Origin of the sequence: Enterococcus sp. AZ126 (assembly GCF_051714545.1) — a bacterium.
GTDB lineage: Bacteria > Bacillota > Bacilli > Lactobacillales > Enterococcaceae > Enterococcus_L.
Map to the genome: position 1 here is coordinate 3,177,368 of NZ_JBIOSB010000001.1, position 23,291 is coordinate 3,200,658.

Here is a 23,291-nt window from a genome sequence, read left to right on the forward strand (position 1 = left end):
AGCTTCAGTTCTTTTTTGTTTTGACATTAGAGTGATTTATTCATTTGAAAATGCTCAATCTTTGCATCTAAGAACATTTCGCCTTCTTTGACATAGCCCATTCTTTCGTAAAATCCAATAGCTGTGATTTGGGCCCCTAAAGTGATAGAGTTACAACCTAAATCTTTTGAAAAGTCTTCAGCTGCTTCCACGAGTAGTCGACCATAATCATGTCCTCGATAATTTTTTTGAACGGCCATCCGTTGTAATTTCATGACTCCTTTTTCAAGCGGCAATAAACGGCAAGTTGCGATTGCTTCATTATTATCGCCATACAAAACAAAATGAATACAGGCAGCTTCATATTTATCGATTTCAATTTCACTTGGAACGCCTTGTTCCAACATAAACACTTGATGACGTATTTTAACAGCATCTAAGTAGATCGTACTCATAGTATCTTTAGTATGAACAATTTTCATTTGGCACCTCTGTTATAGTTATTTTAGTTATTATACACTATAAAATACGACTTTAGAACCTAGGTATGATTCTCAGGTTTTTTGTAAAACGAGTATCAGTATTATATAGTATAATCGAAGTGGAAATTACCAGTTTAAATATATTGTGGGAGCCAATTAAGGAGAAAAATAAATATTATTCCTATTTTTAGATAATCGTATGAGGTATTTAGAAATTAAAAAATAGGAATAATGAATTATTGCTATCTTATTTTATACAGGTTATGCTAAAATCTATTAACAAGCAATTGTTTTTGAAAAAAATAAAAAACAAAAGTTTTAATGATGAAGGAGGATCATCTTTGTTTGAAAAATTAAGACAGTCAAAATTATTTTTTTGGTCAGCTGAATTATTAGTAATCGCAACATTGATTTTTGTGTCGACAAAAATCAATTTCCTGTTTACGCCAATTGGGACATTTTTTTCAACCTTATTTGCACCAGTTTTAGTTGCGGGATTTCTCTATTATATTTTAAATCCTATCGTTAATCTATTGATGAAGACTAAAATGAAGAGGATATACGCTGTTATATTAGTTTTATTGATTCTAGTTGTGGCGATCATTTTGATTCTAGTAAGTGTTATTCCCAAATTAGCTTCTCAGTTAGCGAGTTTAGCATCTAATATGCCGACCGTTTTCAGTGATGTAGAAGCATGGGTGTATAGAATGGCTGATTTGCCATTATTTAAAGATATTGATTTAACGAGTTATATAGAAAAATTGGATATTTCTTATGGAACGATTATTCAGCAATTTTTAAGCGGGCTATCCAATAGTCTAGGTTCTGTCGTTTCGACTGTTGCTTCAACAACGATCGTTATTGTTACAGCACCATTTATCCTATTTTATATGCTAAAAGATGGAGATCGATTTGTTCCAGGGATCGAGCGCTTTTTCCCTGAGAAGCGTCGAGAAAGTATTTCTGAGTTGTTGAGTAAAATCAATAAAACATTGGCTAATTATATAAGTGGTCAAGCAATCGAGTGTTTATTTGTTGGAACCTTTACAGCGATCGGCTACTCGTTGATCGGTGTTCGTTATGCCTTTTTATTTGGTGTAATTGCTGGATTTACTAATCTAATCCCTTATTTAGGACCTTATTTAGGATTGGCTCCAGCTGTTTTTGTGACGGTTTTTGATGAGCCGATAAAAGCTGTACTTTGTTGTGTCGTGGTTTTAATAGTTCAGCAAATTGATGGCAATGTCATTTACCCAAATGTAATTGGAAAATCATTAAAGATTCATCCTTTGACGATCATCATTGTTTTATTGGTTGCTGGAAACTTAGCAGGGTTATTAGGAATTTTCTTAGGTGTTCCGGTATATGCAATTGCTAAAACGATTGTCATTCATGTAATGGGAATGATTCGAGAAAGCAGAAGCGAAAAAATTGTACTGACAGGTGAAGAAAATGAGCTATCGGTGAAAGAAAAATGACATCGATTATTGAAATTAATAGCTGTTTGTGATAGGATTTTAACGTGATTACTTTTAGTAGTCACGTTTTTTATCAAATTAATTAGTAAACAGTTTTTTACTAAATGGAATTGGAAGGCGAAATATAGCTTTTCTAAATAATTTTAAGAGGAGAGAGTGCACATTATGAATGCTGACCCCGAGAGTCAGTCGCTTATCGCGCAAATTGTATTATTGATTGTACTAACATTGATCAATGCGTTTCTTGCTGCAGCTGAGATAGCAGTTGTTTCAGTAAATAAGAATCGCGTTGAACAAAAAGCCGAAGAAGGAGACGCGAAGGCAAAGAAGCTATTGAAAATTTTGCAAGATCCTACAAGCTTTTTATCAACGATTCAAGTTGGTATCACTTTAGTTAATATCTTGTCTGGAGCTTCCCTAGCGGATGCTTTATCAGCAAGATTAACACCAGTTCTTGGTGGTGGAGCTGCTGCAAAAAGTATAGCGAATATTATTATTTTAGCTATGTTGACTTATGTTTCTATTGTTTTTGGTGAATTATATCCAAAACGAATCGCAATGAATAAATCAGAAGAAGTAGCACAAGCAACGTCTGGATTCGTGCGTGTTTTAGGGATAATTGCCCGACCATTTGTATGGTTATTGTCTGCTTCAACAGACTTGCTTTCGAAAATCACACCAATGAAATTTGATGATGCTGATTCAAAAATGACACGTGACGAAATGCGTTATATGTTAGAATCAGAAGGTGTTTTAGATAATGATGAACTGGAAATGCTTCAAGGTGTCTTTTCTTTAGATACAAAAGTTGCTCGTGAAGTAATGGTTCCACGGACTGATGCTTTTATGATCAATATCGAAGATGAGATGGAAGAAAATATTGATTTGATTTTATCTGAAAACTATTCAAGAATTCCAGTATATAATGATGATAAAGATAAAATCATCGGGATCTTACATACAAAGAATTTACTGAAAGCTGCTCATAAATTAGGGTTTGATAAGATTGAATTATTAAATATTATCCAAGAACCTTTATTTGTTCCAGAGACGATTTTTATTGACGATTTACTATATGAATTAAAAAGAACCCAAAACCAAATGGCTATTTTGTTAGACGAGTATGGTGGTGTCGTTGGTTTGGCTACCTTAGAAGATTTGTTAGAAGAAATTGTTGGAGAAATTGATGACGAGACAGATGAAGTAGAAAATTTATATGCTAAGATCAATGATCACGAATATTTAGTTCAAGGAAGAATGTTAATCGATGAATTTAACGAAGCATTTGAAACCGACTTGCATATGAGTGATGTTGATACAATGGCAGGGTATCTAATTACGGCATTAGGCACGATTCCTGATGAAGGTGAGAAGCTGTCATTTGATGTTGGCAATATCACACTGACATCTGAAGAAATGGAAGGAACAAGAGTATTAGCATTGAGGGTTGTTTTCCACGATGAAGATGTAGTTGATGAGGAACCAGAAGAATACCGCCGTTTTTTCCGTAAAGAAATGGAAGATGACGAGCCAAGAAGATAGACTAAAAAGAGCCCGGGACAAAACTAAAAATCCGTTTTGTTTCGGGCTTTAAATCTGAATAAAAGTTGAGAAAAAGATAGATCCTTCGGAAATAAGCGTTTTTTGTCGGGGTCTTTTTTGTTACTCTACTATATTTATTTTTTTATTACGAAGTTCTTTTATCGCTTGATACAGACCAATATATTGTTCATCATTATCCGCAGAAAAGCGAAAAACAAAAGATGGTAAATGACAGTCCTCTGGAATTAGATAAGATGAAGTAGTGACGATAAAATCAAAAGAAGAAAACTCACCATATTTGTAAGCAATTAATTCAACAAAAGGCATTTCTTCTATAAATTGTGCCAGAGGTTGAACAAGCAAGTAATTAGATTCTGCGACCAATGCAATGCGGAGAATATTATCAGATTGAAATGATTCATATAGGGGGACTAGTAGTGCTGCCAGCGTATCGGACAATGGATTAATACTTTCTTTAAGCCAGCTAAAATTTTTTCTCTTGGAAATTTTTTGAAATATGGCTTTAAAATAAGTCAACAAGTGATAGTAGTATTCATTTTTTGAGTACTGAGAGTGATTGATCAAATGAAATAGTGTTGGAAATGGCTTTTCACTAATGATTGTAGTAAAAATAATGTTAGCTATATTTCCAAATAAAATAGGCTCGGTCTGCCAAGAAAAATCCTTAGGTAAAAATTTTTCACGAAACGAAGTACAAACTTCTTCTAAAATTTTAGTTGCTGTATTTGTCTGAGTGCTTAAATACTTATTTAATAAAGAGAGCCGATAATCATTATTTCTAAAAAAATTGGGTTTTGAGATCAACAAATATGCACTAAACTGAGCTTCAGCTTCCAGCATTTTTTTATCTTCAATCAATTCACTTAAGCTAGTTTTTATATAAGTTATATCTGTTGGAATATAAGGCTCAATCGCAGTTTTTTCAGACAAAACATTACCAGCTTTTACTCTTAAAAAAATAATATTCACCATTAAGGATATTTGTTTATGGGCAGAATAGCTATAACTATCCGGAAAATATGGACTGATTGCTTTAGTAATTTCATCATAGTTGATTGGATTATTTTTGATTTTAGGCAGATGAACACCTTGAGAAGCTAGCCAGATCAAAGAATAAAAGGTCACTCGGATGATTCTTTCATCACCATAAAGATGTAATTTAGAGGTATTCATTTTGATGCCGAATCGATTAAAGTAACTACTTAATAACTTAGATTTGCGAATAACTGTTGTTCTGCTATGGTAATTTTTCTCGCAAAATGTAGTCAGATCATCATTTGGATAATAGAGGATCGAAATCAATAATTGATAAGGAACGCTTTGAGTAATTAGAAATTGATAATACATATCATATGAAATAGTTTGTCTATAATGAATACCATTTAATTGGAATAGTTTGATACTTTCTCCGGTCATTTTAGTAAGATCTTGTTGGATCAATTCAAGGAGGTAAACGACACGACTATATGAATAATCAAGTCTATTTTCAAAAAAATTGATGCTGTGTTGTTTGTTAGAAAATTTAGTTAATAGTTTAAATAATGTTAATTTTCGTTTAGAAGTATCCTCCAACATCATTGCTTCAAACATTTTGCGCGCTCCTTTAAAATGAATTTGTCAATAAAGTGAAAAAAATATAACGAATTTGGAAAATATTCGTTTATAAAATAGTTTAATAACGTTGAATATAATACAATTGTTTGGATAAAAAAGGATAAATGAGAATAAATAACAAATAAATTCCTTTAGAAAATGATTTAGTGAAGAAATTTCAATAGTTGCACATCAAGTCGGCTAACTTTATACTTAATTTAATAAAGTGTAAAGTAAATCTTAGTACTAAAACTAGTTTTTGGCAAATAAATTAAGAAGTTCATTTCTTCCCCAATTAATAGAGATCAAGACAAAATTCATTGAGTTTTGTTTTGGTCTCTTCGATTTTGTTTGAAACTTGATTAAAGACTTTGAAAACTAGAGTAATTCCATGATATACTATACTAGTTGAAGAATAAAGAGTAGGGAGACTTTTCCAATGTAAATGTCCTTTAAATAAAATCATAAGAGATAAATGCAGACCTTTTTAAGAAAAATATGATAGATTGGAGCAACGAATGAATAATCCACATTTAAAAGAACAAGTAGATAGCCGCCGCACGTTCGCTATTATTTCTCATCCAGATGCTGGTAAAACAACGATTACAGAACAGCTTTTATTATTTGGAGGAGCAATCCGCCAAGCTGGAACGGTTAAAGGAAAGAAAACAGGAAACTTTGCAAAATCTGACTGGATGGAAATAGAAAAGCAAAGAGGGATCTCTGTAACCAGTTCTGTGATGCAGTTTGACTATGATGGAAAGCGTGTAAATATTTTAGATACGCCAGGGCATGAGGACTTTTCAGAAGATACGTACCGAACGTTGATGGCTGTAGATAGTGCTGTTATGGTAATTGATAGCGCCAAAGGTATTGAAGCCCAAACGAAGAAATTATTCCAAGTTGTTAAAAAGCGTGGAATTCCGATTTTTACGTTTATCAATAAATTAGATAGAGATGGTCGGGAACCATTAGAATTACTTGAAGAATTAGAAGAGTTGCTGGATATCGAATCTTATCCAATGAATTGGCCGATCGGTATGGGAAAAGGGTTGGAAGGATTATACGATATTTACAATAAACGTGTAGAAGTTTATCGACCTGAAAACAATAATGGGGAACGTTTTATTCCATTGGTGGATGGCGATATTTCAAGCGATTTACCACTGCACAAGGATAGCGTGTACCAACAAGTGTTGGAAGAAGTTGAATTATTAGTAGAAGCAGGGGACGAGTTTGATACAGAGAAAATTGCTCATGGTAATCAAACACCCGTCTTCTTCGGTTCAGCATTAACAAATTTTGGTGTACAGACGATGTTAGAAACATTTTTACAATTTGCGCCATCTCCTTATGCTCATAAGACAGAAGATGGACAAGAAATCAGTCCTTATGAAGAAGAGTTTTCAGGGTTTGTCTTTAAAATCCAAGCGAATATGAATCCTGCTCATCGAGATCGTATTGCATTTGTCCGTATTTGTTCAGGAACATTTGAGCGTGGAATGGATGTCACTCTTGGTAGAACGGGCAAAAAAATAAAGTTAAGCAATGTGACACAATTCATGGCAGATGCTAGAGAAAATGTGGAAGAAGCTGTGGCAGGGGACATTATCGGGATTTATGATACTGGTAATTATCAAATAGGTGATACATTGTTTGAAGGGAAACTAAAAGTTCAGTACGAAGAATTACCTTCATTTACACCAGAGCTGTTCATGAAAGTCAGCGCTAAAAATGTGATGAAACAAAAATCATTCCATAAAGGGATTTATCAACTCGTTCAAGAAGGTGCCATCCAATTGTATAAAACGTATTTAACTGAAGAATACATCATTGGAGCTGTTGGACAATTGCAATTTGAAGTATTCCAACACCGTATGTTGAATGAATATAATGCAGAAGTGATCATGACACCGATGGGATCTAAAATCGCACGTTGGATCGATCCAAATGATTTGGATGAACGAATGAGTTCTAGTCGAAATATTTTAGCAAGAGACCGTTTCGATCAGCCGTTGTTTTTATTTGAAAATCAATTTGCTATGCGTTGGTTTGCAGATAAATATCCTGATGTTGAGTTGAAAAGTTTGATGTAAGCCATTAATTGTTAGTCGAGTCAGCAAATAATTAAAAGGGTCCAAGAGATATAACTGATCGAGTTATCTCTCTTGGACCCTTAAAAAATAAGTATATATTGAGTTGGAAACTGACTATTTTTAATTTGTATGATACTAGATAGCCTTCTTCCTTTTGGAAAAGAAATAGACTATCCCACTCAGCAAAACGCCTAGCATGATTCCAACAGCTAAATTATGTGTATACACAATAACAGCAACCGTTGCAATCATAATAAAACTTTCAGTTATTTCAAAGGTCCGTATTAATTGGAGACTTTCCCATTCAAATGTTTCGATTGAAACAGTTATCATAATTCCAATCAAAGCTGCAGTTGGAATTTGAATCATAATATCTTTGAAAACAAATATAAATAATAATAACGATATAGAAGCAATGAAGGTGGACAGTCTTTTTCTTCCTCCAGATTTTACATTGATCACAGCTTGTCCAATCATTGCACAACCGGCTTGTCCACCAAAAAAACCTGTAATGATGTTGCCAAGACCCTGTGCTTTGACCTCCCGCTGACTATCACTTTGACTATCTGTCATTTTATCAACAATAGGAACCGTTAATAACGATTCAATCAACCCGATCATTGCCAAAGCAAGCGATGTAGGCAAGATGGTTAAAAGCGTTTGGAATGTAAATGGAACCGCAGGTAAAGCTATACTTGGAGAGACGGTACTCATATCTCCTAAATTACCTACAGTCTGTAAATTGTCTTTAAATATAAAGGAAATGATCGTCATAAATAAAATAATGATTAGTGCAGGTGGAACGACTTTAATGATTTTAGGGATAATGTACATCAGTACAATTGTTGTAAAAATCATAATATAAGACCAGACTGTTTGATTAGGAAGTTGTCGGATTTGTGCTAGGAAAATCAAAATTGCTAATGCATTTACGAAACCAAACATGACCGTTTGAGGAATAAATCTCATTAGTTTATGAATACCCATATACCCAAGAAATAATTGAATGAATCCTGTTAGAATAGTCGCAGCAATCATGTAACTAAGTCCATGAGATTCAATAAGAGAAGCAATGACAAGAGCCATTGAGCCGGCAGCTGCCGATACCATAGCTGGGCGACCGCCGGTAAAGGTTATGACGAATAGTGTGATGGCAGATGCAAAAAGTGCGGAAATAGGATTTACACCCGCAATAATGGCAAAACCAATGACTTCTGGAAGTATAGCAATGGAGGACACAAGCCCTGCAAATAAATCATTTTTTTCATTCCCTAACCATTCATTTTTATTGATACTAAATAACATGTGTTATTGACACTCCTTTTTCTTTTTTGCATAACGAACTATATAATAGTATCATAATTAAATAAGGAAATGAATCTATAAATGAATTTTTTTAAGATAAAAGTCAGTTATGACTTAATTTGATAGAGGTGAACAAATGAATATAGGAAAAAGAATTCAAGAGTTAAGAAAAATAAATAATATGACTGCAAAACAATTAGCAGAAACGATCGACATTTCACCTTCGTTTATTTCTGCAATCGAAAATAATACGTCAAAATTATCTTTACTAACATTAACTCATATTTGTGAGGCTTTAGGAGTGAGCTTATCTGAATTTTTCAATAGTAGTTTATCTTCAATAGATCAAAAGTTATTATCAGTCATCATGGAATTACCTGAAAATAAAAAATATGAGCTACTAGATTTTCTAACAGGATTGTCTTTCACAAAAAAGAAATGACTTGTTAGAAAAGCAATATCTAAATAGTAGAGAATAGTAGAAAAAAATTGAAAATAAAAACCTGGAACAATTCTCATCAAGAATTGTTCCAGGCTCTATCAGAATGGGTAAATTTTTAACCAGCAATCAGACTAGATGTTATTGGAATTGAAATTTCTACAACATCTTTCAGTTCAATTATTGAAATTTGCTCACGACTGTATTTTTCTTTGGGTATACGTTTTAAAAAGTAATTCAAGACTTCATTGATTTCAGTTTTTCGAACAGCTCTTTTTTTATTGATAATTAATATCTCAGCATGCTGAATAGCTTCTGTATACACGACGGTTGTATTTCCTGCTGAATAAACTTTAACAAAGTATGCATCAGTATTTTCTAATTGTTTATTAACTAGCTGTTTGTAGCTGTTGGTTACATTTACTAATTTCATTTTTCTCACCTCAATATAGTAGTTGATTTTTACATTAATAATAAAAACAGAGTATTCAACTGTTGGGTAAACCTAGAATAATCTTTTCTAAAATTTGAACGAAATGCTATACACTTCAATTATAATTTCTTTTTGCTCAAATAAAAAGAAATTAGTCTTGGAAAACACAAAAAAGTCAATCAGTTTGCCTGATTGACTTCACTTTTTATTCTTCTTCTGTCGTGACTTCACTGGTATCACTGGGTTTCTCAGTGGTTTTTCCAGTAACAATGATTTTTCCGTCATCATCTAATTTAGCTATCAATTGATGGTCTTCTGGATGATCTAGGAAATATTCGGCAATCCCGTCTTCGATTTGTTCTTGGATCGTCCGACGAAGTGGTCGAGCGCCCATTGCAGGATCGTATCCTAAATCAACTAATTTTTCTTTGACATCAGTGGTTACTTCAATATGAATTTTTTGATGGGCAAGTAAATTATTGACTTCGTCTAACATCAATGTAACGATATTCATCAAGTTTTCTTTGCTCAAGGCTTTGAATTCAACGATTCCATCGAAACGGTTTAAGAATTCCGGGGTAAAGAAGTTATTCAATTGTCCTAAGACAGATTTTGTGAGCCCATCTCGAGCAGCACCAAATCCGACATTTGCTTCTACATTGCCCGTACCAGCATTACTTGTCATGATAATGATCGTGTCTTTAAAACTAACTGTTCTACCTTGGGCATCTGTTAAACGACCATCATCGAGGATTTGTAAGAACATATGCAGCACATCTGGATGTGCTTTCTCGATTTCATCTAATAAAATCAAGCTATAAGGATTGCGGCGAACTTTTTCCGTTAATTGTCCGGCTTCATCATATCCAACATAACCAGGAGGTGACCCAATCAATTTAGATACACTATGTTTTTCCATATATTCACTCATGTCAAAACGGATCATTGAATCTTCTGAGCCGAATAATTCATAAGCCAATTGTTTTGCTAATTCTGTTTTACCAACACCTGTCGGTCCGACGAATAAGAAAGAACCGATTGGACGATTTTGTTTGCCTAAACCGACGCGGTTACGACGAATTGCTTTTGAAACTTTATCGACTGCATCATCTTGTCCGACGACATGAGCTTTCAAGTCGACAGCTAGGTTTTTCAGTTGTGTTTGTTCTTTTTCTTTTAGATCGCCAACAGGAATACCTGTTTTTTGTTCCACGATCGCTTCGATACTTTTTTCATCGATCACAGGTGTTTCTTCATCGCTGATCTGCTTATCTTTCATTGTTTGCAATTTGTTGATTTGATCGCGGTAGTAAGCTGCTTTTTCAAAATCTTCTTCTGCTGAAGCTTGCTGTTTTTGTTGTTCAGCATCTGCAAGTTTTTTCTCGATCGTCTTAGGATCAACGATTTGGATCGTTAAGTTCATTTTAGAACCAGATTCGTCTAATAAATCGATTGCTTTGTCAGGTAAGAATCGGTCTTGAATGTAACGATTCGATAAAGTTGCAGCAGCTTTAATTGCTTCGTCAGTATATTTTACATGATGATAATCTTCATAGCGTTTTTGCAGCCCTTTAAGGATGGCAATTGTTTCATCTACAGTCGGTTCATCGACACGTACAGGTTGCATACGTCGCTCTAAAGCAGCGTCTTTTTCAATGATGCGATACTCATTTAAGGTAGTTGCTCCAACCATTTGCAACTCACCCCGAGCAAGCGCTGGTTTTAAAATATTGCCAGCATCCATATTACCGTCACCGGCAGCACCTGCTCCAACGATTTCGTGAACTTCATCGATGAACAAGATGATATTTTCTGCTTGCTTGATTTCATCGATCAGCTTTTGCATCCGTTCTTCAAATTGACCTCGGATACCTGTACCTTGAACTAATGAAACGACATCTAAACGAATGACTTCTTTGTCCAATAATTTCTGTGGGACATCACCATCGACGATTTTTTGTGCTAAACCTTCGACAACGGCTGTCTTACCAACACCAGGTTCACCGATTAAGACAGGATTGTTTTTAGTTCGGCGATTTAAGATTTCAATCACACGTTTTATTTCTTCATCACGGCCGACAACAGGATCGACATCGCCGTTTCTAGCAGCTTGAGTGATATTGATACCGTATTCTCCTAATAAACCATCAGTTTGGTTTGCACCACCTCTTGGAGGCTGACCGCCATTAAAGCCGTTGCCATCACCAAATTGAGTAGGTGGGACTTGACCATTAGGATTTCCTTGTTGTTCTTGCATTTGACGAGAGAGGGAACGGTATAAATCATCTAAACTTCCAAAACCAAATGGATCTTGTTGAGACATGGTTGGTTGATTATCATTTGCTTGTGCTTTTAATTTTTGATAGCAACTTTGGCAATAGTCTAATTGTTTTCTTTGACCATTAACATTTGCATATAAGTGAATCGTTGCTGGATTGTGTTGACAATTTTGACAGATCATAGGATAAAACACGTCCTTTCAAAATGAGACTAAATTTTAGATTAAAGTCCTTTTTACAAAGTCAAATGGTTTGTTGACCATTTTTGACCTTTGAGGATATTATAGCATTTTTTGAAGAAGAATCAAGCAATTGAACTTTTAATTAGCAGGATGAATAATAGGAAGAATCACTGTAACAGGATACTTGGTTTATTCTTATGAAAATAGTAAGATTTGCTTATTTTAGATCGTCAGTATAATTTAGACAAATATCTATTTTTGTCATACAATATCTTCAGTCCAAAAATAAAAGTGAAAGCTGTGATCAATCAATGCATGAAAATCCGTTTGAAGAACAAATCAATGCCTTAAAAGAAGGGACTATTTCTGAACTTACTATAGAGTCAAAAGATTTTACAATCTTTAGAGAGGTTTGGAAAAATTTACCAGATAGAATGTCTTTTGTTGGGGAAGCTGGATTAAATGGACGAATTATATATCGTTATATGAAGGAAGAAAAATAATTGATCATTTCAATTGATAAAAAAAAGGGGAAAAGTGTTGTAACTACTCACAAAAAATGGTAATCTTAAAAATTGAAAGGGTATTATCCAGATTCTAGTTTCTTTTGAAACGTGTCAAGAAAGGAAAACCCTAACATAAAAAATTATTTTACTTATGAAGGAGACCGATTTATATGGAAAAGAAAGAATTTCACATCGTAGCAGAAACAGGGATTCACGCTCGTCCAGCTACATTATTAGTACAAACTGCAAGTAAATTCAACTCAGATATTAACTTAGAATACAAAGGTAAATCTGTTAACCTTAAATCAATCATGGGCGTTATGTCTTTAGGTGTTGGTCAAGGTTCAGACGTAACAATCTCAGTTGACGGTGTTGATGAAGCTGATGCATTAGCAGCAATCGTAGACACTATGAAAAAAGAAGGACTGTCAGAATAATGTCTGAAATGCTAAAGGGAATTGCCGCAAGTGATGGTGTTGCTATTGCTAAAGCTTACCTGTTAGTTCAACCTGATTTATCTTTTGACAAAAAATCTGTAGATGATTCATCTGCTGAAGAAAGCCGTTTAGATGATGCTCTAGCAAAATCTACGACTGAGTTAAAAGCAATCAGAGAAAAAGCAGCGCAAAGCCTTGGTGAAGAAGAAGCTCAAGTATTTGATGCTCATTTGATGGTTTTATCTGATCCTGAAATGATCGGTCAAATCAAACAAAATATACAAGATAACAAAGTGAATGCTGAATCTGCGTTAAAAGAAGTAACGGATATGTATATCGGTATGTTTGAAGCAATGGATGATAATGCCTACATGCAAGAACGTGCTGCTGATATTCGTGACGTTGCCAAACGTATTTTAGCTCATTTATTAGGTGTTACTCTTCCAAATCCTTCAATGATCAACGAAGAAGTTGTTGTGGTTGCCCATGACTTAACACCAAGTGATACTGCTCAATTGGACCGTACCTATGTGAAAGCATTTGTAACGGATATTGGCGGACGTACATCACATTCAGCGATCATGGCTCGCTCTCTTGAAATTCCTGCAATTGTAGGAACAAAAGAAATCACTGCTAAAGTGAAAGAAGGCGACATTTTAGCTGTTAATGGAATTGATGGCGATGTTATCATTCATCCAACTGATGCTGAAAAATCTGATTTTGAAGCAAAAGGAAAAGCGTATGCTGATCTTAAAGTTGAATGGGAAAAATTAAAAAATGCTGAGACAGTTACTGCTGACGGTAAACATATCGAGTTAGCTGCAAACATTGGTACACCTAAAGATTTAGATGGCGTACACAACAATGGTGCTGAAGCTGTTGGGTTATATCGTACAGAATTCCTTTATATGGATTCTCCTGATTTCCCAACGGAAGATGAACAATATACAGCTTACACTGCAGTTCTTGAAGGAATGAACGGCAAACCTGTCGTGGTTCGTACAATGGATATTGGTGGAGATAAAGAATTACCTTATCTGCAATTACCACATGAAATGAACCCGTTCTTAGGTTACCGTGCATTACGTATCAGTTTATCTGAACGTGGCGACGAAATGTTCCGCACACAAATGCGTGCGTTACTTCGTGCTTCTGTTCATGGTAACTTACGTATCATGTTCCCAATGGTTGCAACATTAAAAGAATTTAGAGCAGCGAAGAAAATCTTTGACGAAGAAAAAGCAAAATTAGTTTCTGAAGGAACAAAAGTTTCTGATACGATTCAAGTTGGTATCATGATCGAAATTCCTGCAGCCGCTGTAATTGCTGATAAATTCGCCAAAGAAGTTGATTTCTTCAGTATTGGAACAAATGATTTGATTCAATACACAATGGCAGCAGACCGTATGAATGAACGCGTTTCTTACTTGTACCAACCATATAACCCATCGATTTTACGTTTGATCAAAAACGTGATTGACGCATCTCATGCAGAGGGTAAATGGACTGGTATGTGTGGAGAAATGGGTGGCGATCAAATGGCTGTACCATTATTGGTAGGAATGGGCTTAGATGAGTTCTCAATGAGTGCGACATCTATTCTTCAAACACGTAGCTTGATGAAACGTCTAGATACTAAGAAAATGGCTGAACTTGCGGATCGTGCATTAAATGACTGCGATACAATGGAAGAAGTTATTGACTTGGTTAAAGATTATACAAAATAAATAAGTATTAAAGGCTTTCGTCATTTAGAATCCGTTCTGAATGGCGAAAGCCTTTTTATTTTACCAATTATGCTGAGACAAAAGAGATAAATTTACATTTGTTAAAAATGTGATTCTTCAAGCTTCAGCACTTTTAAGCATGTTTGTTGTGTCAGAGCAGCAATTACGATCGATAATAGTAATTGACAATTTCAACATACTTTTTGAAAGCTGCCAAAAAAGTGTATTATCGTACATCAAAACAGTTTTTAAATAGCCTTATTATACCGATATATTATATATAATATATCGTTTTTTGTATAAAATTAGTAATAAATGGTTATTTTAAACAAATAATATAAATAAAATGTAAAATAGTTCAATGAAATAAAAATGGAGAACGCTTACAATTTAGGGAGAGTTAGTTAGAAAAATATATCTAGAAGTATAGAAATAGAAAAAACGTCTTATTTGAATTTGAGTTGAAAAATGAAATGATTGATTTTAAACGTACAAAATATCAACTGAATCAAATAGCCACAAAATTATAATAGCGGGTCACAAGGGACAATTAGCATTTAATGCTATAAAAACCTAAATATAGTATAAAAGGAGCGTTTATAAATTGACTACATTTACAATTGCTGCAACAGGATTATCAATGAACTATATGCCACAGTATATTGCTGAACAACAAGGATTCTTTGAAGAGCAAAACCTAAACATTTGTTCATATTTACCTGATCCTTGGACAAAAGGGCTTGATGATTTAGAAAATGGACAGGCAGATGTTGTGTTAGGTGGAATGTGGCTGCCGATGATTTATTCTCAGGATATTCAAAAATACACGTCAGTTGCAAAAATAGCGTCTAAGTGTCCATTAGTTATTCTTTCAAGAGAAAGATTGACAGGGGGATTTGATTGGAAGAATTTAGAAGGAAAAAGAGTACTTGTTTCTGGAGGTGACGGAGCTGGTCATTATTTAATGACTGTCGGTAGCGCTCGAGAAGGTGGTGCTGACCCAAGCAAAATTCGATTTATTCATGATTTCTCAACCTCTATGATCTGTGATCTTTTTGAAAAAGGATTTGGTGATTTTATTGTTGTCCAACCAGATGTTGCTCATTCTATGATTGATCGACAGGTAGGATTTAATTTTTGTGATTTAACTAGAAAAGGAAGTAATATACCGTGGAGTGTTTATTACGGTTTACCTGAAACAGTTGAAAGTAAATTAGATGAATTTGAAAAATTCGCTGTTGGGCTTCAAAAAGGAACATCTTATTTGTTAGAAAATGGAGGAGAAGCGTGTAGAAATATCATTAAAAAGAATTGGCCAGCGATTTCCGTTGATGACGGTATCAAGACAATTGATATGTTTATAAAAGAGGGGATGTGGCGTTCGACAATAAATATTGAGTATCAAGAAGTTGATCGGTGGCAAGATTATTTGATACTAGGAGACGTATTAGATCGAAAAATAGCCTATGAACAGTTAGTTGATAACCGGCCATATCTATATTCTAAAAACAAATTAAGTTTATGAAAAAGGAGATTTAAATGAAAATTATTGTGGCTAATCCAAATAGCAATACAGAATTAACAAATGTTTTAATGAAATCAGCAGAAAAAGGGTTTAATGATTCATCAGTGGAATTGATCCCATATACTAATCCAAAAGGTTCTAAACATATCGATTGTACATTTGGTGATTATCAATCTGTATGGTCGTTTGTGCGAGGACTCCTAGATTATACAGAGGAAGTGAAACCAGACGCAATCGTATTAGCTGGGTTCGGAAATTTTGGCTTCTTTGCTTTAAAAGAAGCATTAGCTATTCCAGTTATATCAATAGCAGAAGGATCACAAGTCATTGCTACCATGCTAGGGCATAGATACTCAATTTTAACTGTTTTTAAACAAAATGTACCTTATCAAGAAGATCTTACACATTTACTTCGTTTAGAAGGCAAACTTGCATCAGTGCGAGGTATTGAAATGGATACGGAAAATGTGAACACAAACAATACTGTAAAAGAATCGCTAAAAAACACAATCATCAAAATGATCGAAGAAGATGGTGCGGAGGCCGTTGTATTAGGTGGTGCTAGATTTGCTATGTATGCTGATTCATTAAGCGAAGAAATAGGAATTCCAGTTATAGATCCTGTTTCAGTATCAGTAAAATTAGCTAAATTATTTGTAGAGTGTAATCTATCGCAAAGTAAGATTGGTAAATTTAATTATCCACCACAAAAAATTAGTGACTATTTTGTTGACTGAAAAGGAGTATGAGTAAAATGATTTTAAATAAAATAAAAAACTCTAGTTTATCTACAAGGATTGTTATCGGTTCTATAATAGGCTTGATCATAGGCTTTGTAATAGGAGAAAATGCGGAAAGTCTAAAGTTTTTAGGTGATATCTTTTTGAGATTAGTCAAGATGTGTGTGCCTTTGTTAATTTTTTGTTCGATTGTTGAAGCAACAGCTTCCTTACCTTTAAAGGAATTAAAGACAGTTGGGCTCAAAACATTGAGTGTATTTTTTGTCAGCACTTCTTTGGCGGCTATTTTATCGATTATAACAGTAAAAATAATCCCGATTAATTTAACCTTGACTGCACCAGATTCAGATGCATATAAAGGAGCGGTTGCTGGTGGTAATATTCAAGAAACCATTGTAAATTTTATTCCAGATAATGCAGTTGGTGCACTTGCAGATGGCGTGATCGTTCAAATTATTGTTTTTGCAGCTTTATTTGGAATTTCTGTAAATATAATGAAAGAAAGTTTTGAAAGTGTGAATGCACTTTATGAGTTGATATTAGGTTTAAGAAAAGTCATCATGAAGATCGTTTCCATTGTGATGGTTTATGCACCAATCGGGATTTCGGCGATGCTTGCTGGTGTCATTGGAACAAGTGGGATAGAGGCATTGAAATCACTTGTTCAGGTAATTATAATTGTAAGTGTATTAGATATTATATTCTTCGTTTTGTATACTCTCTATATTGCTATAAGGTATCGATTAAGTATTGTTAAACTTCTTAAAAACAGTCTAAATATTATGTTAATAGCTGTGACGACTACTTCTTCGGCTATAACATTACCAGTATCCTTGGGTGATGTACCTAAAAAAATGGGTGTTAAAGAACGAATATCTGATTTTGTTTTGCCTTTAGGGAATGCATTAAATACAAACGGTTCACCGATCTCGAATATTGTTTCTGCTGTAGCTTGTGCATCTGTATTTGATATCCAATTTACAACACAAAATCTTATTTTGTTAGGAGTATTTTCAGTCGTTGCATCTTTCGGAAATCCAGGCGTTCCAGGTGGTGGAATTGTTTCTATGGCAATTGTTTTTCAAATGATCGGTATTCCGATTGAAGGGGTAGCTATTTTTGCAGGTTTAGATTATTTCTATTCTTTAACAAGAGCACCACTAAATGTTATGGGAAATGTCTATTCATCAATTATTGTTGGTATTAAAACAGATGAGTTTGATAGAAATATTTTTGAATCGAATAATTTCTAGAAATTTAGGACAAAAGTTTACACTTCGAAAATAAGTTAGATACCTAATTGATCTTGGAAATCTAATCCTATTTTGAAGATGTTGCGTTTGTCCTTATTTAGTTTTGAACGATTTAAAATGAATCCTTTTTAAGAAAAACGTTTGTGTTATAGGTTTACTCACAAAAAAGGGTGTATTTTTGGATCAGCAAAGATAATAAAATTTTCTTAAAACTGAGCATACTTAAGGAATAACTAAACTGATTGTTGTATAGTAATCAACAAGTAAATCTTTAGGAGGTTACTATGAAATATACACAAAAAAAACTCGCTGTAGCAATGACAATACTTTTGATTTCTACAGGTTTATACAATGGAAAAACAGCTTTTGCAACTGCACAAAGCAGTTCAGTAGAAAATTCATCAGTCAGTTCCAGTAATACGGAAACAACCCAAAGTTCTGAGCAAGAATTACAAATCAATGCGGTTGCATTGGGAAATGCATTGACACAAGAACAAAAAGATTTTACTTTAAAAGAATTAGGAATTAAAGGCGAAACACCACAATATACAACGACAGGACAAGATTTGATGAGTTTTATTCCTGATGGTGGATTTACACCAGAATGGGCTGTTTACAGCTCTGTTCGTATGGAAACACAGAAAAAAGGTTCTGGAATCTCTGTAGATATTGCAACGCCTAAAAATATCACAAAAATTACAGAAGCCCAATATCAAAATGCAGCACTAACAGCTGGTATATCAGATGCTAAGCTAACAGTTGCTTCAGCAGTACCGATCGATGGATCGGGAGCCTTAGCGGGCGTCTATAAAATTGTCGAAGAATCTGGTGGAATCATCAATCGAGATCGCGTAGGCGTAGCCCAAGATGAAATGGACGTACTGTCTAAAATCACAGAAGAAAATAAAGACAAAGACGGTTATTCTGATAAAGCTTTAAATGCAGCACAAGAACAAGCGAAAAAAGAACTCGCTGCAAAAACTGCTGATGGTAAAAATCTAACCCAAGCAGATATTCAACAAACCGTTGAAAATGCTTTGCAAAGTCAAGGAATCAAAGATGTCATGTCAACAGATCAGGTCAAAGAATTGACCACCTTAATGAGCGATATGAAAGATAAAAATATTTTTGAAGACTTTGTGAATCAATTAGATTTGTCTAAAACGAAAGAACAAATTCAAGAGAAATCTAAAGGACTTTGGGCGAATATCAAAGGATTCTTTAGTGGACTTTGGGATTCGATTACTGGGAAATAAGATCGTATAAGCAAGATTTGATGCGTTTGGGACGTAAGTCCTAACGAAAAATCCAGATACCAGTCAACTTGATTGGTATCTGGATTATTTTTTTTGGTTCTTTATCAACTAACTAATGTTGGTGAAGAAAATCCAAAGAATGAAATCGATTAGTATGATTCCTATCTTCAATTTAAGATAACATCTTTTTTTCACATGTGTCGGCGAAATAACTTTAATTGAAGTTTTAGTAAACATAAAGATTTTTCACTATTAAACTGTGACCGTAATATAAAATAAGAACAATGAGCTGATAAATTGACATTTAATTTTTTTCAAATGTTCATATTATGTTATTTTGATGATATAATTAAATACATATTATTTATATTTTAGGAAGTGTTTATTATGTCAGATGAACAAGTATTAACAGGGGAGACGGTTATAAAAAATATTTGGAAAAATTATGAGCAATTGGAAAAATCAATTGTTGCTCAATTAGATATGGTTCATGACAAACATGGCACAACGATTGGTACTATGAGAGAAATAATTTGGCAGGATCTGTTTAGACAGTCGATTCCTAAAAAATTTGTGATTGAGCATTCGGTTTTTATTATTGATTCAGAAGGACAAATTTCTCGAGAAGTTGATTTAGCCATTATAGACGAAATGTATACCCCATATATTTTTTGCTATGGGAAAATAAAGTTTATTCCTATCGAAGCTGTTGCTATTGTAGTGGAATGTAAGAGCGTTGTTCCAGAGGATAAAATAATTAAACCTTGGTACGAAGCAATCCAGCAATTAAAAACACATAATGAAAGCATTGCTCGGTTAGCAAGTTATATTTCTACAGAGGCTGCCTCTACTCAACAATCCACACGACCTATTCGGATTTTATGTGTAAAAAGTATTCCTGATACTAAGAAAAAAGCCTATTTAGAAAAATACTTTGATATTATTCTTTCGACAAATGCAAATACCCAAAAAATCTTAATTGATTATGCTCCTGATCGCACATTGTGGGAATGGTTTACGGCATTAAATTTTCATACAATAGACTCTAATGATGAAAAGCTAGAAAAAGTAAAAGAAAAAGGAACAGACCTGGAAACAGTAACACTAAAAGAATATAAAATTGAGGGGAATCCATTACTATCCTTTCATTTTCAGTTAAACCAATTATTAATGCTAATTAACAATCCAATGATGTTTCCTCATAGAAAATATGTAAAAATGTTTCAAAAGAATGCACCAAAAGTAGGTGGAAATTAGTGAAAAAGAATGTTGTTGCTGTTTCGATTGACAAAGTTCAAACGTTTTTGTACTACAAATTAAGTAGCCAAGCACAGGAAAACCAGACAAATAATAAAACATTAAGTCAGGTTATTTCATCTTCAGAATTTGTCTCAAGTAAATTTCAAGAAGATATTCAAGAAAGATTTTCAAAAGAAGAGAATCATTATTTATTGTCTTGTTCTGGAAAGTATATTTTTACAACAGGCTTATCTCAAGCAGAAGTATTTTCTTTGTTAGATGATCTGTTTCAAAAATATTATGTGGAGTTGCAGGGACAATTATTATTAAAATATATCTGTATTCCTTCTGCACCGTTTCAAGGCGATCAATTAAAGGCAATTCAGCAGTGTACAAGTGAATTAAAACAAAGCCAATGTTTAAACAGCATCATTAATCGTAATCAAGAGCTTCTATTTACCTATTCTAAGGAGCTAGAAAGAGCAGATAAACGAAGTGAAATACCATTGACTGAGTATCCTTATTTTTCTGAAACGATAAATGACTTGTCCCCAGAAACAGAACTGATAGAAGTAAATAACAATCATTTTCGAACTGCGGTCATAAAGGCGGATTTAGATGGGATGGGGTTGCTGTTTAAAAAGATGAAAAGCTGTCAGCAATATGTGCAGCTAAGCGATATTTTAAATGAAGTGATTTCATTACCAACATTGCATCGATTAACCAAGAAGGTAAACGAGCATGTAAAAAATAATACAAGCAAAGAAAATAATTTTAAGATTTTCCCACTTTATGTTGCAGGAGACGATATTTTCTTTATAGTGGCGATCCCGCACTTATTGAATGGGATTACACTATGTAAAGAAATTCTTTATGAACTAAATAATAAAATTGATTGTCTTAATAATCAATTTCAAACTAACATTCCAAACTTATCAGCAAGTATAGGCATAGATATTAGTTTTAATCGTGAGCCGCTTCGCTACTATTATGAACGAGTAAATTTACAATTAGATACTGCAAAAAAAGAGTATGCACCCTTAGTAGAAAATGTCCCATTCACGGCATCTCATATAAAAATATGCCTGAATCATGCGGTGTTTTTTGATATCTTAGACAAAGAATATCAAAGTGTGTTCTGGAAAAAACAGTCGGATAAGTTAAGCTATTATTTATTTGTACAAACAATCAGAAAGATGAATACAGCGTTAAAAGTACTTGAAGACAAACAAAAGGATGATTTAGCGGGCAATCGCTTTTTCTATACCCTTTTAGAGAAAATTACGACACCAGAAATCACAGAGCAGCCATTGAGATGCTCTAATGTTGTTATTAATCACTTATTGCCCCAAACATGGAGCAGCAATGATTGGGAACTACAAAAAGCGGAATTTACATTATTAACGATTTTAATTGAATTATTGTCAGAGCCAAAGGAAAAAAGAGAAGGAAGAGGGAAAAAATTAGTTTTTGATAATAAACATCTCGAAAAATTGAGAACTTATCTGCGTTTATTTTTGATTTTTTCTACCCCTCGTTTTCAATTAATTACACTAGAGAATAATGTAAAAGAAAAATATCCCAAGACCTTACAGCAGAAAGGTGCGACTCTTTTATTAAATCGTTCTATAGATTATTTATATACGCATTCTTTACAGGTAGAAAATCCCCAGTCTTTAGGTAGTTTATTTATAAAAAAAGAAAGCTACAAACCTTCTTCAAATAGAATAAAACATCGGCCCCAGGTTCATCGAAAACTTCGTATCGGTTCATCTATGTTTTATCGATTAAAGAAATTAGAAAAAGAAAGAACACCAGAGAGTTATCAAAGAAGCATTGCAATGATTCAGTCAATGAATACACAAACAAAAGAAGAGATTCAAGAGATTGATGAAAAACGTGAATTATTGAATAGAGCACCATCAAATTTGTGTTTTGATAAGGTGCGTTTAGAGGAGAAAATGGCTTCTGGGGAATGGACAAATGATGTGATAGACAGCTTATTACTTTTTTATAAATTAGATCAACTAAGCATTACATTTAAAACAAAAATAAAAAAAGGAGGAAAAAAATGAAACTACCAGTGAGTATTACGACTAAATCTAACCTATTTATCGGAGGATCGCCTACAGCTTATGAGATAGGTGGGATTGATTCTTACACAGTAACAGACTATGAAGAGAATCCGTACATCCCAGGATCATCGTTTAAAGGTGCTTTAAGACATTCAGTCAAGCAACTGGAAAACAGCGAAGCGTATAGAGAACTGACAATTATCTATCAAGAATACTTAAAAACGTTAATAAAAGAAGCTAAGCATTTTCCTAAAATTGAACAAGAACAATTTGATAAAATGAACGAAAAAGTAGCATCTGTTATACAAAATGCTTCTGCAGAATATGTATTTGGAATAGAAGGATTTAATCAAACGCCTAAGTTACTATTCTCTGATATGAATATTAAGAAAGAAGCAAATCAGCCGATTTTTTCAATAGATTCAAAAAATTCTGTGCGCTTCGATCAACAATCCAATGACCTTTCGGCTGTGCCTCGAACCTATAAAACAGTTTGTCCCAATGTTACTTTCAAAGGCAGTATTTTATTTCAAAATATAAATAAATTAGAAGAGCCGGACAAGTTTATCCAATTAACTATTACACTTCTAGAAGAATGTTTTCAACTATTTAATGAAGGCTTTCATCGCTTAGGAAATTCTGGCAGTCGTGGTTACGGTCGAGTAGAGATTATTGCCGCAATGGAGGACATGGGTCATGTCTAA

At 33.8% G+C, this 23,291-nt stretch carries 19 protein-coding genes; 14 read left to right on the top strand and 5 right to left on the bottom strand.

The window, feature by feature from the left end; genetic code table 11:
- Positions 1-26: 26 nt before the first annotated feature.
- The gene (locus IGI43_RS14950) at positions 27-461 is read right to left on the bottom strand and encodes a GNAT family N-acetyltransferase (RefSeq protein WP_438758574.1); all 435 of its coding nucleotides are present in this window, start codon (positions 459-461) and stop codon (positions 27-29) included.
- Positions 462-802: 341 nt separating this feature from the next.
- On the opposite strand from IGI43_RS14950, the gene IGI43_RS14955 reads away from it, so the two are divergent.
- Entirely contained in the window at positions 803-1,939 is a 1,137-nt protein-coding gene (locus IGI43_RS14955; protein WP_438758575.1) for an AI-2E family transporter, read from the top strand.
- A gap of 165 nt (positions 1,940-2,104) precedes the next feature.
- Entirely contained in the window at positions 2,105-3,481 is a 1,377-nt protein-coding gene (locus IGI43_RS14960) for a hemolysin family protein (RefSeq protein ID WP_438758864.1), read from the top strand.
- A gap of 120 nt (positions 3,482-3,601) precedes the next feature.
- Here the strand turns inward: IGI43_RS14960 and IGI43_RS14965 are convergent, their stop codons facing one another.
- Positions 3,602-5,092 (bottom strand): helix-turn-helix domain-containing protein, encoded by a 1,491-nt coding sequence (locus IGI43_RS14965; RefSeq protein WP_438758576.1) that lies wholly within the window; start codon positions 5,090-5,092, stop codon positions 3,602-3,604.
- Between the two features lie 521 nt (positions 5,093-5,613).
- On the opposite strand from IGI43_RS14965, the gene IGI43_RS14970 reads away from it, so the two are divergent.
- On the top strand, positions 5,614-7,191 hold the full coding sequence (locus IGI43_RS14970) for a peptide chain release factor 3 (RefSeq protein WP_438758577.1): 1,578 nt from the start codon (positions 5,614-5,616) through the stop codon (positions 7,189-7,191).
- A 135-nt stretch (positions 7,192-7,326) separates the two neighbouring features.
- On the opposite strand, the gene IGI43_RS14975 is transcribed toward IGI43_RS14970, so the two are convergent.
- Entirely contained in the window at positions 7,327-8,496 is a 1,170-nt protein-coding gene (locus IGI43_RS14975) for a SulP family inorganic anion transporter (protein WP_438758578.1), read from the bottom strand.
- A 136-nt stretch (positions 8,497-8,632) separates the two neighbouring features.
- On the opposite strand from IGI43_RS14975, the gene IGI43_RS14980 reads away from it, so the two are divergent.
- Positions 8,633-8,938, top strand: a complete 306-nt coding sequence (locus IGI43_RS14980; RefSeq protein ID WP_438758579.1) for a helix-turn-helix domain-containing protein — start codon at positions 8,633-8,635, stop codon at positions 8,936-8,938.
- 115 nt (positions 8,939-9,053) lie between these two features.
- On the opposite strand, the gene IGI43_RS14985 is transcribed toward IGI43_RS14980, so the two are convergent.
- On the bottom strand, positions 9,054-9,368 hold the full coding sequence (locus tag IGI43_RS14985; protein ID WP_438758580.1) for a DUF1827 family protein: 315 nt from the start codon (positions 9,366-9,368) through the stop codon (positions 9,054-9,056).
- Positions 9,369-9,573: 205 nt separating this feature from the next.
- A complete protein-coding gene (locus IGI43_RS14990) occupies positions 9,574-11,829 on the bottom strand; it encodes an AAA family ATPase (protein ID WP_438758581.1) in 2,256 nt (751 codons plus the stop codon).
- 311 nt (positions 11,830-12,140) lie between these two features.
- Between IGI43_RS14990 and IGI43_RS14995 the strand changes: the two genes are divergently transcribed.
- The 10 genes from IGI43_RS14995 (at position 12,141) to IGI43_RS15040 (ending at position 23,291) form a co-directional block, all read left to right on the top strand.
- The gene (locus tag IGI43_RS14995; RefSeq protein ID WP_438758582.1) at positions 12,141-12,332 is read left to right on the top strand and encodes a hypothetical protein; all 192 of its coding nucleotides are present in this window, start codon (positions 12,141-12,143) and stop codon (positions 12,330-12,332) included.
- A gap of 173 nt (positions 12,333-12,505) precedes the next feature.
- Positions 12,506-12,772 (top strand): phosphocarrier protein HPr, encoded by a 267-nt coding sequence (locus tag IGI43_RS15000; protein WP_010773230.1) that lies wholly within the window; start codon positions 12,506-12,508, stop codon positions 12,770-12,772.
- Positions 12,772-14,499 (top strand): phosphoenolpyruvate--protein phosphotransferase, encoded by a 1,728-nt coding sequence (gene ptsP / locus IGI43_RS15005; RefSeq protein ID WP_438758583.1) that lies wholly within the window; start codon positions 12,772-12,774, stop codon positions 14,497-14,499. The genes IGI43_RS15000 and ptsP overlap by 1 nt, the downstream gene beginning before the upstream one ends.
- Before the next feature lie 604 nt (positions 14,500-15,103).
- A complete protein-coding gene (locus tag IGI43_RS15010; protein ID WP_438758584.1) occupies positions 15,104-16,024 on the top strand; it encodes an ABC transporter substrate-binding protein in 921 nt (306 codons plus the stop codon).
- A 14-nt stretch (positions 16,025-16,038) separates the two neighbouring features.
- Positions 16,039-16,761, top strand: a complete 723-nt coding sequence (locus IGI43_RS15015) for an aspartate/glutamate racemase family protein (RefSeq protein WP_438758585.1) — start codon at positions 16,039-16,041, stop codon at positions 16,759-16,761.
- Between the two features lie 17 nt (positions 16,762-16,778).
- Entirely contained in the window at positions 16,779-18,017 is a 1,239-nt protein-coding gene (locus IGI43_RS15020; protein ID WP_438758586.1) for a dicarboxylate/amino acid:cation symporter, read from the top strand.
- A gap of 284 nt (positions 18,018-18,301) precedes the next feature.
- Complete coding sequence (locus IGI43_RS15025) at positions 18,302-19,273, top strand: DUF1002 domain-containing protein (protein ID WP_438758587.1); 972 nt, start codon at positions 18,302-18,304, stop codon at positions 19,271-19,273.
- A gap of 387 nt (positions 19,274-19,660) precedes the next feature.
- Entirely contained in the window at positions 19,661-20,530 is an 870-nt protein-coding gene (locus IGI43_RS15030) for a DUF6602 domain-containing protein (protein ID WP_438758588.1), read from the top strand.
- Complete coding sequence (locus IGI43_RS15035) at positions 20,530-22,587, top strand: Cas10/Cmr2 second palm domain-containing protein (protein WP_438758589.1); 2,058 nt, start codon at positions 20,530-20,532, stop codon at positions 22,585-22,587. The genes IGI43_RS15030 and IGI43_RS15035 overlap by 1 nt, the downstream gene beginning before the upstream one ends.
- A complete protein-coding gene (locus IGI43_RS15040) occupies positions 22,584-23,291 on the top strand; it encodes an RAMP superfamily CRISPR-associated protein (RefSeq protein WP_438758590.1) in 708 nt (235 codons plus the stop codon). Before IGI43_RS15035 ends, IGI43_RS15040 begins: the two co-directional genes overlap by 4 nt.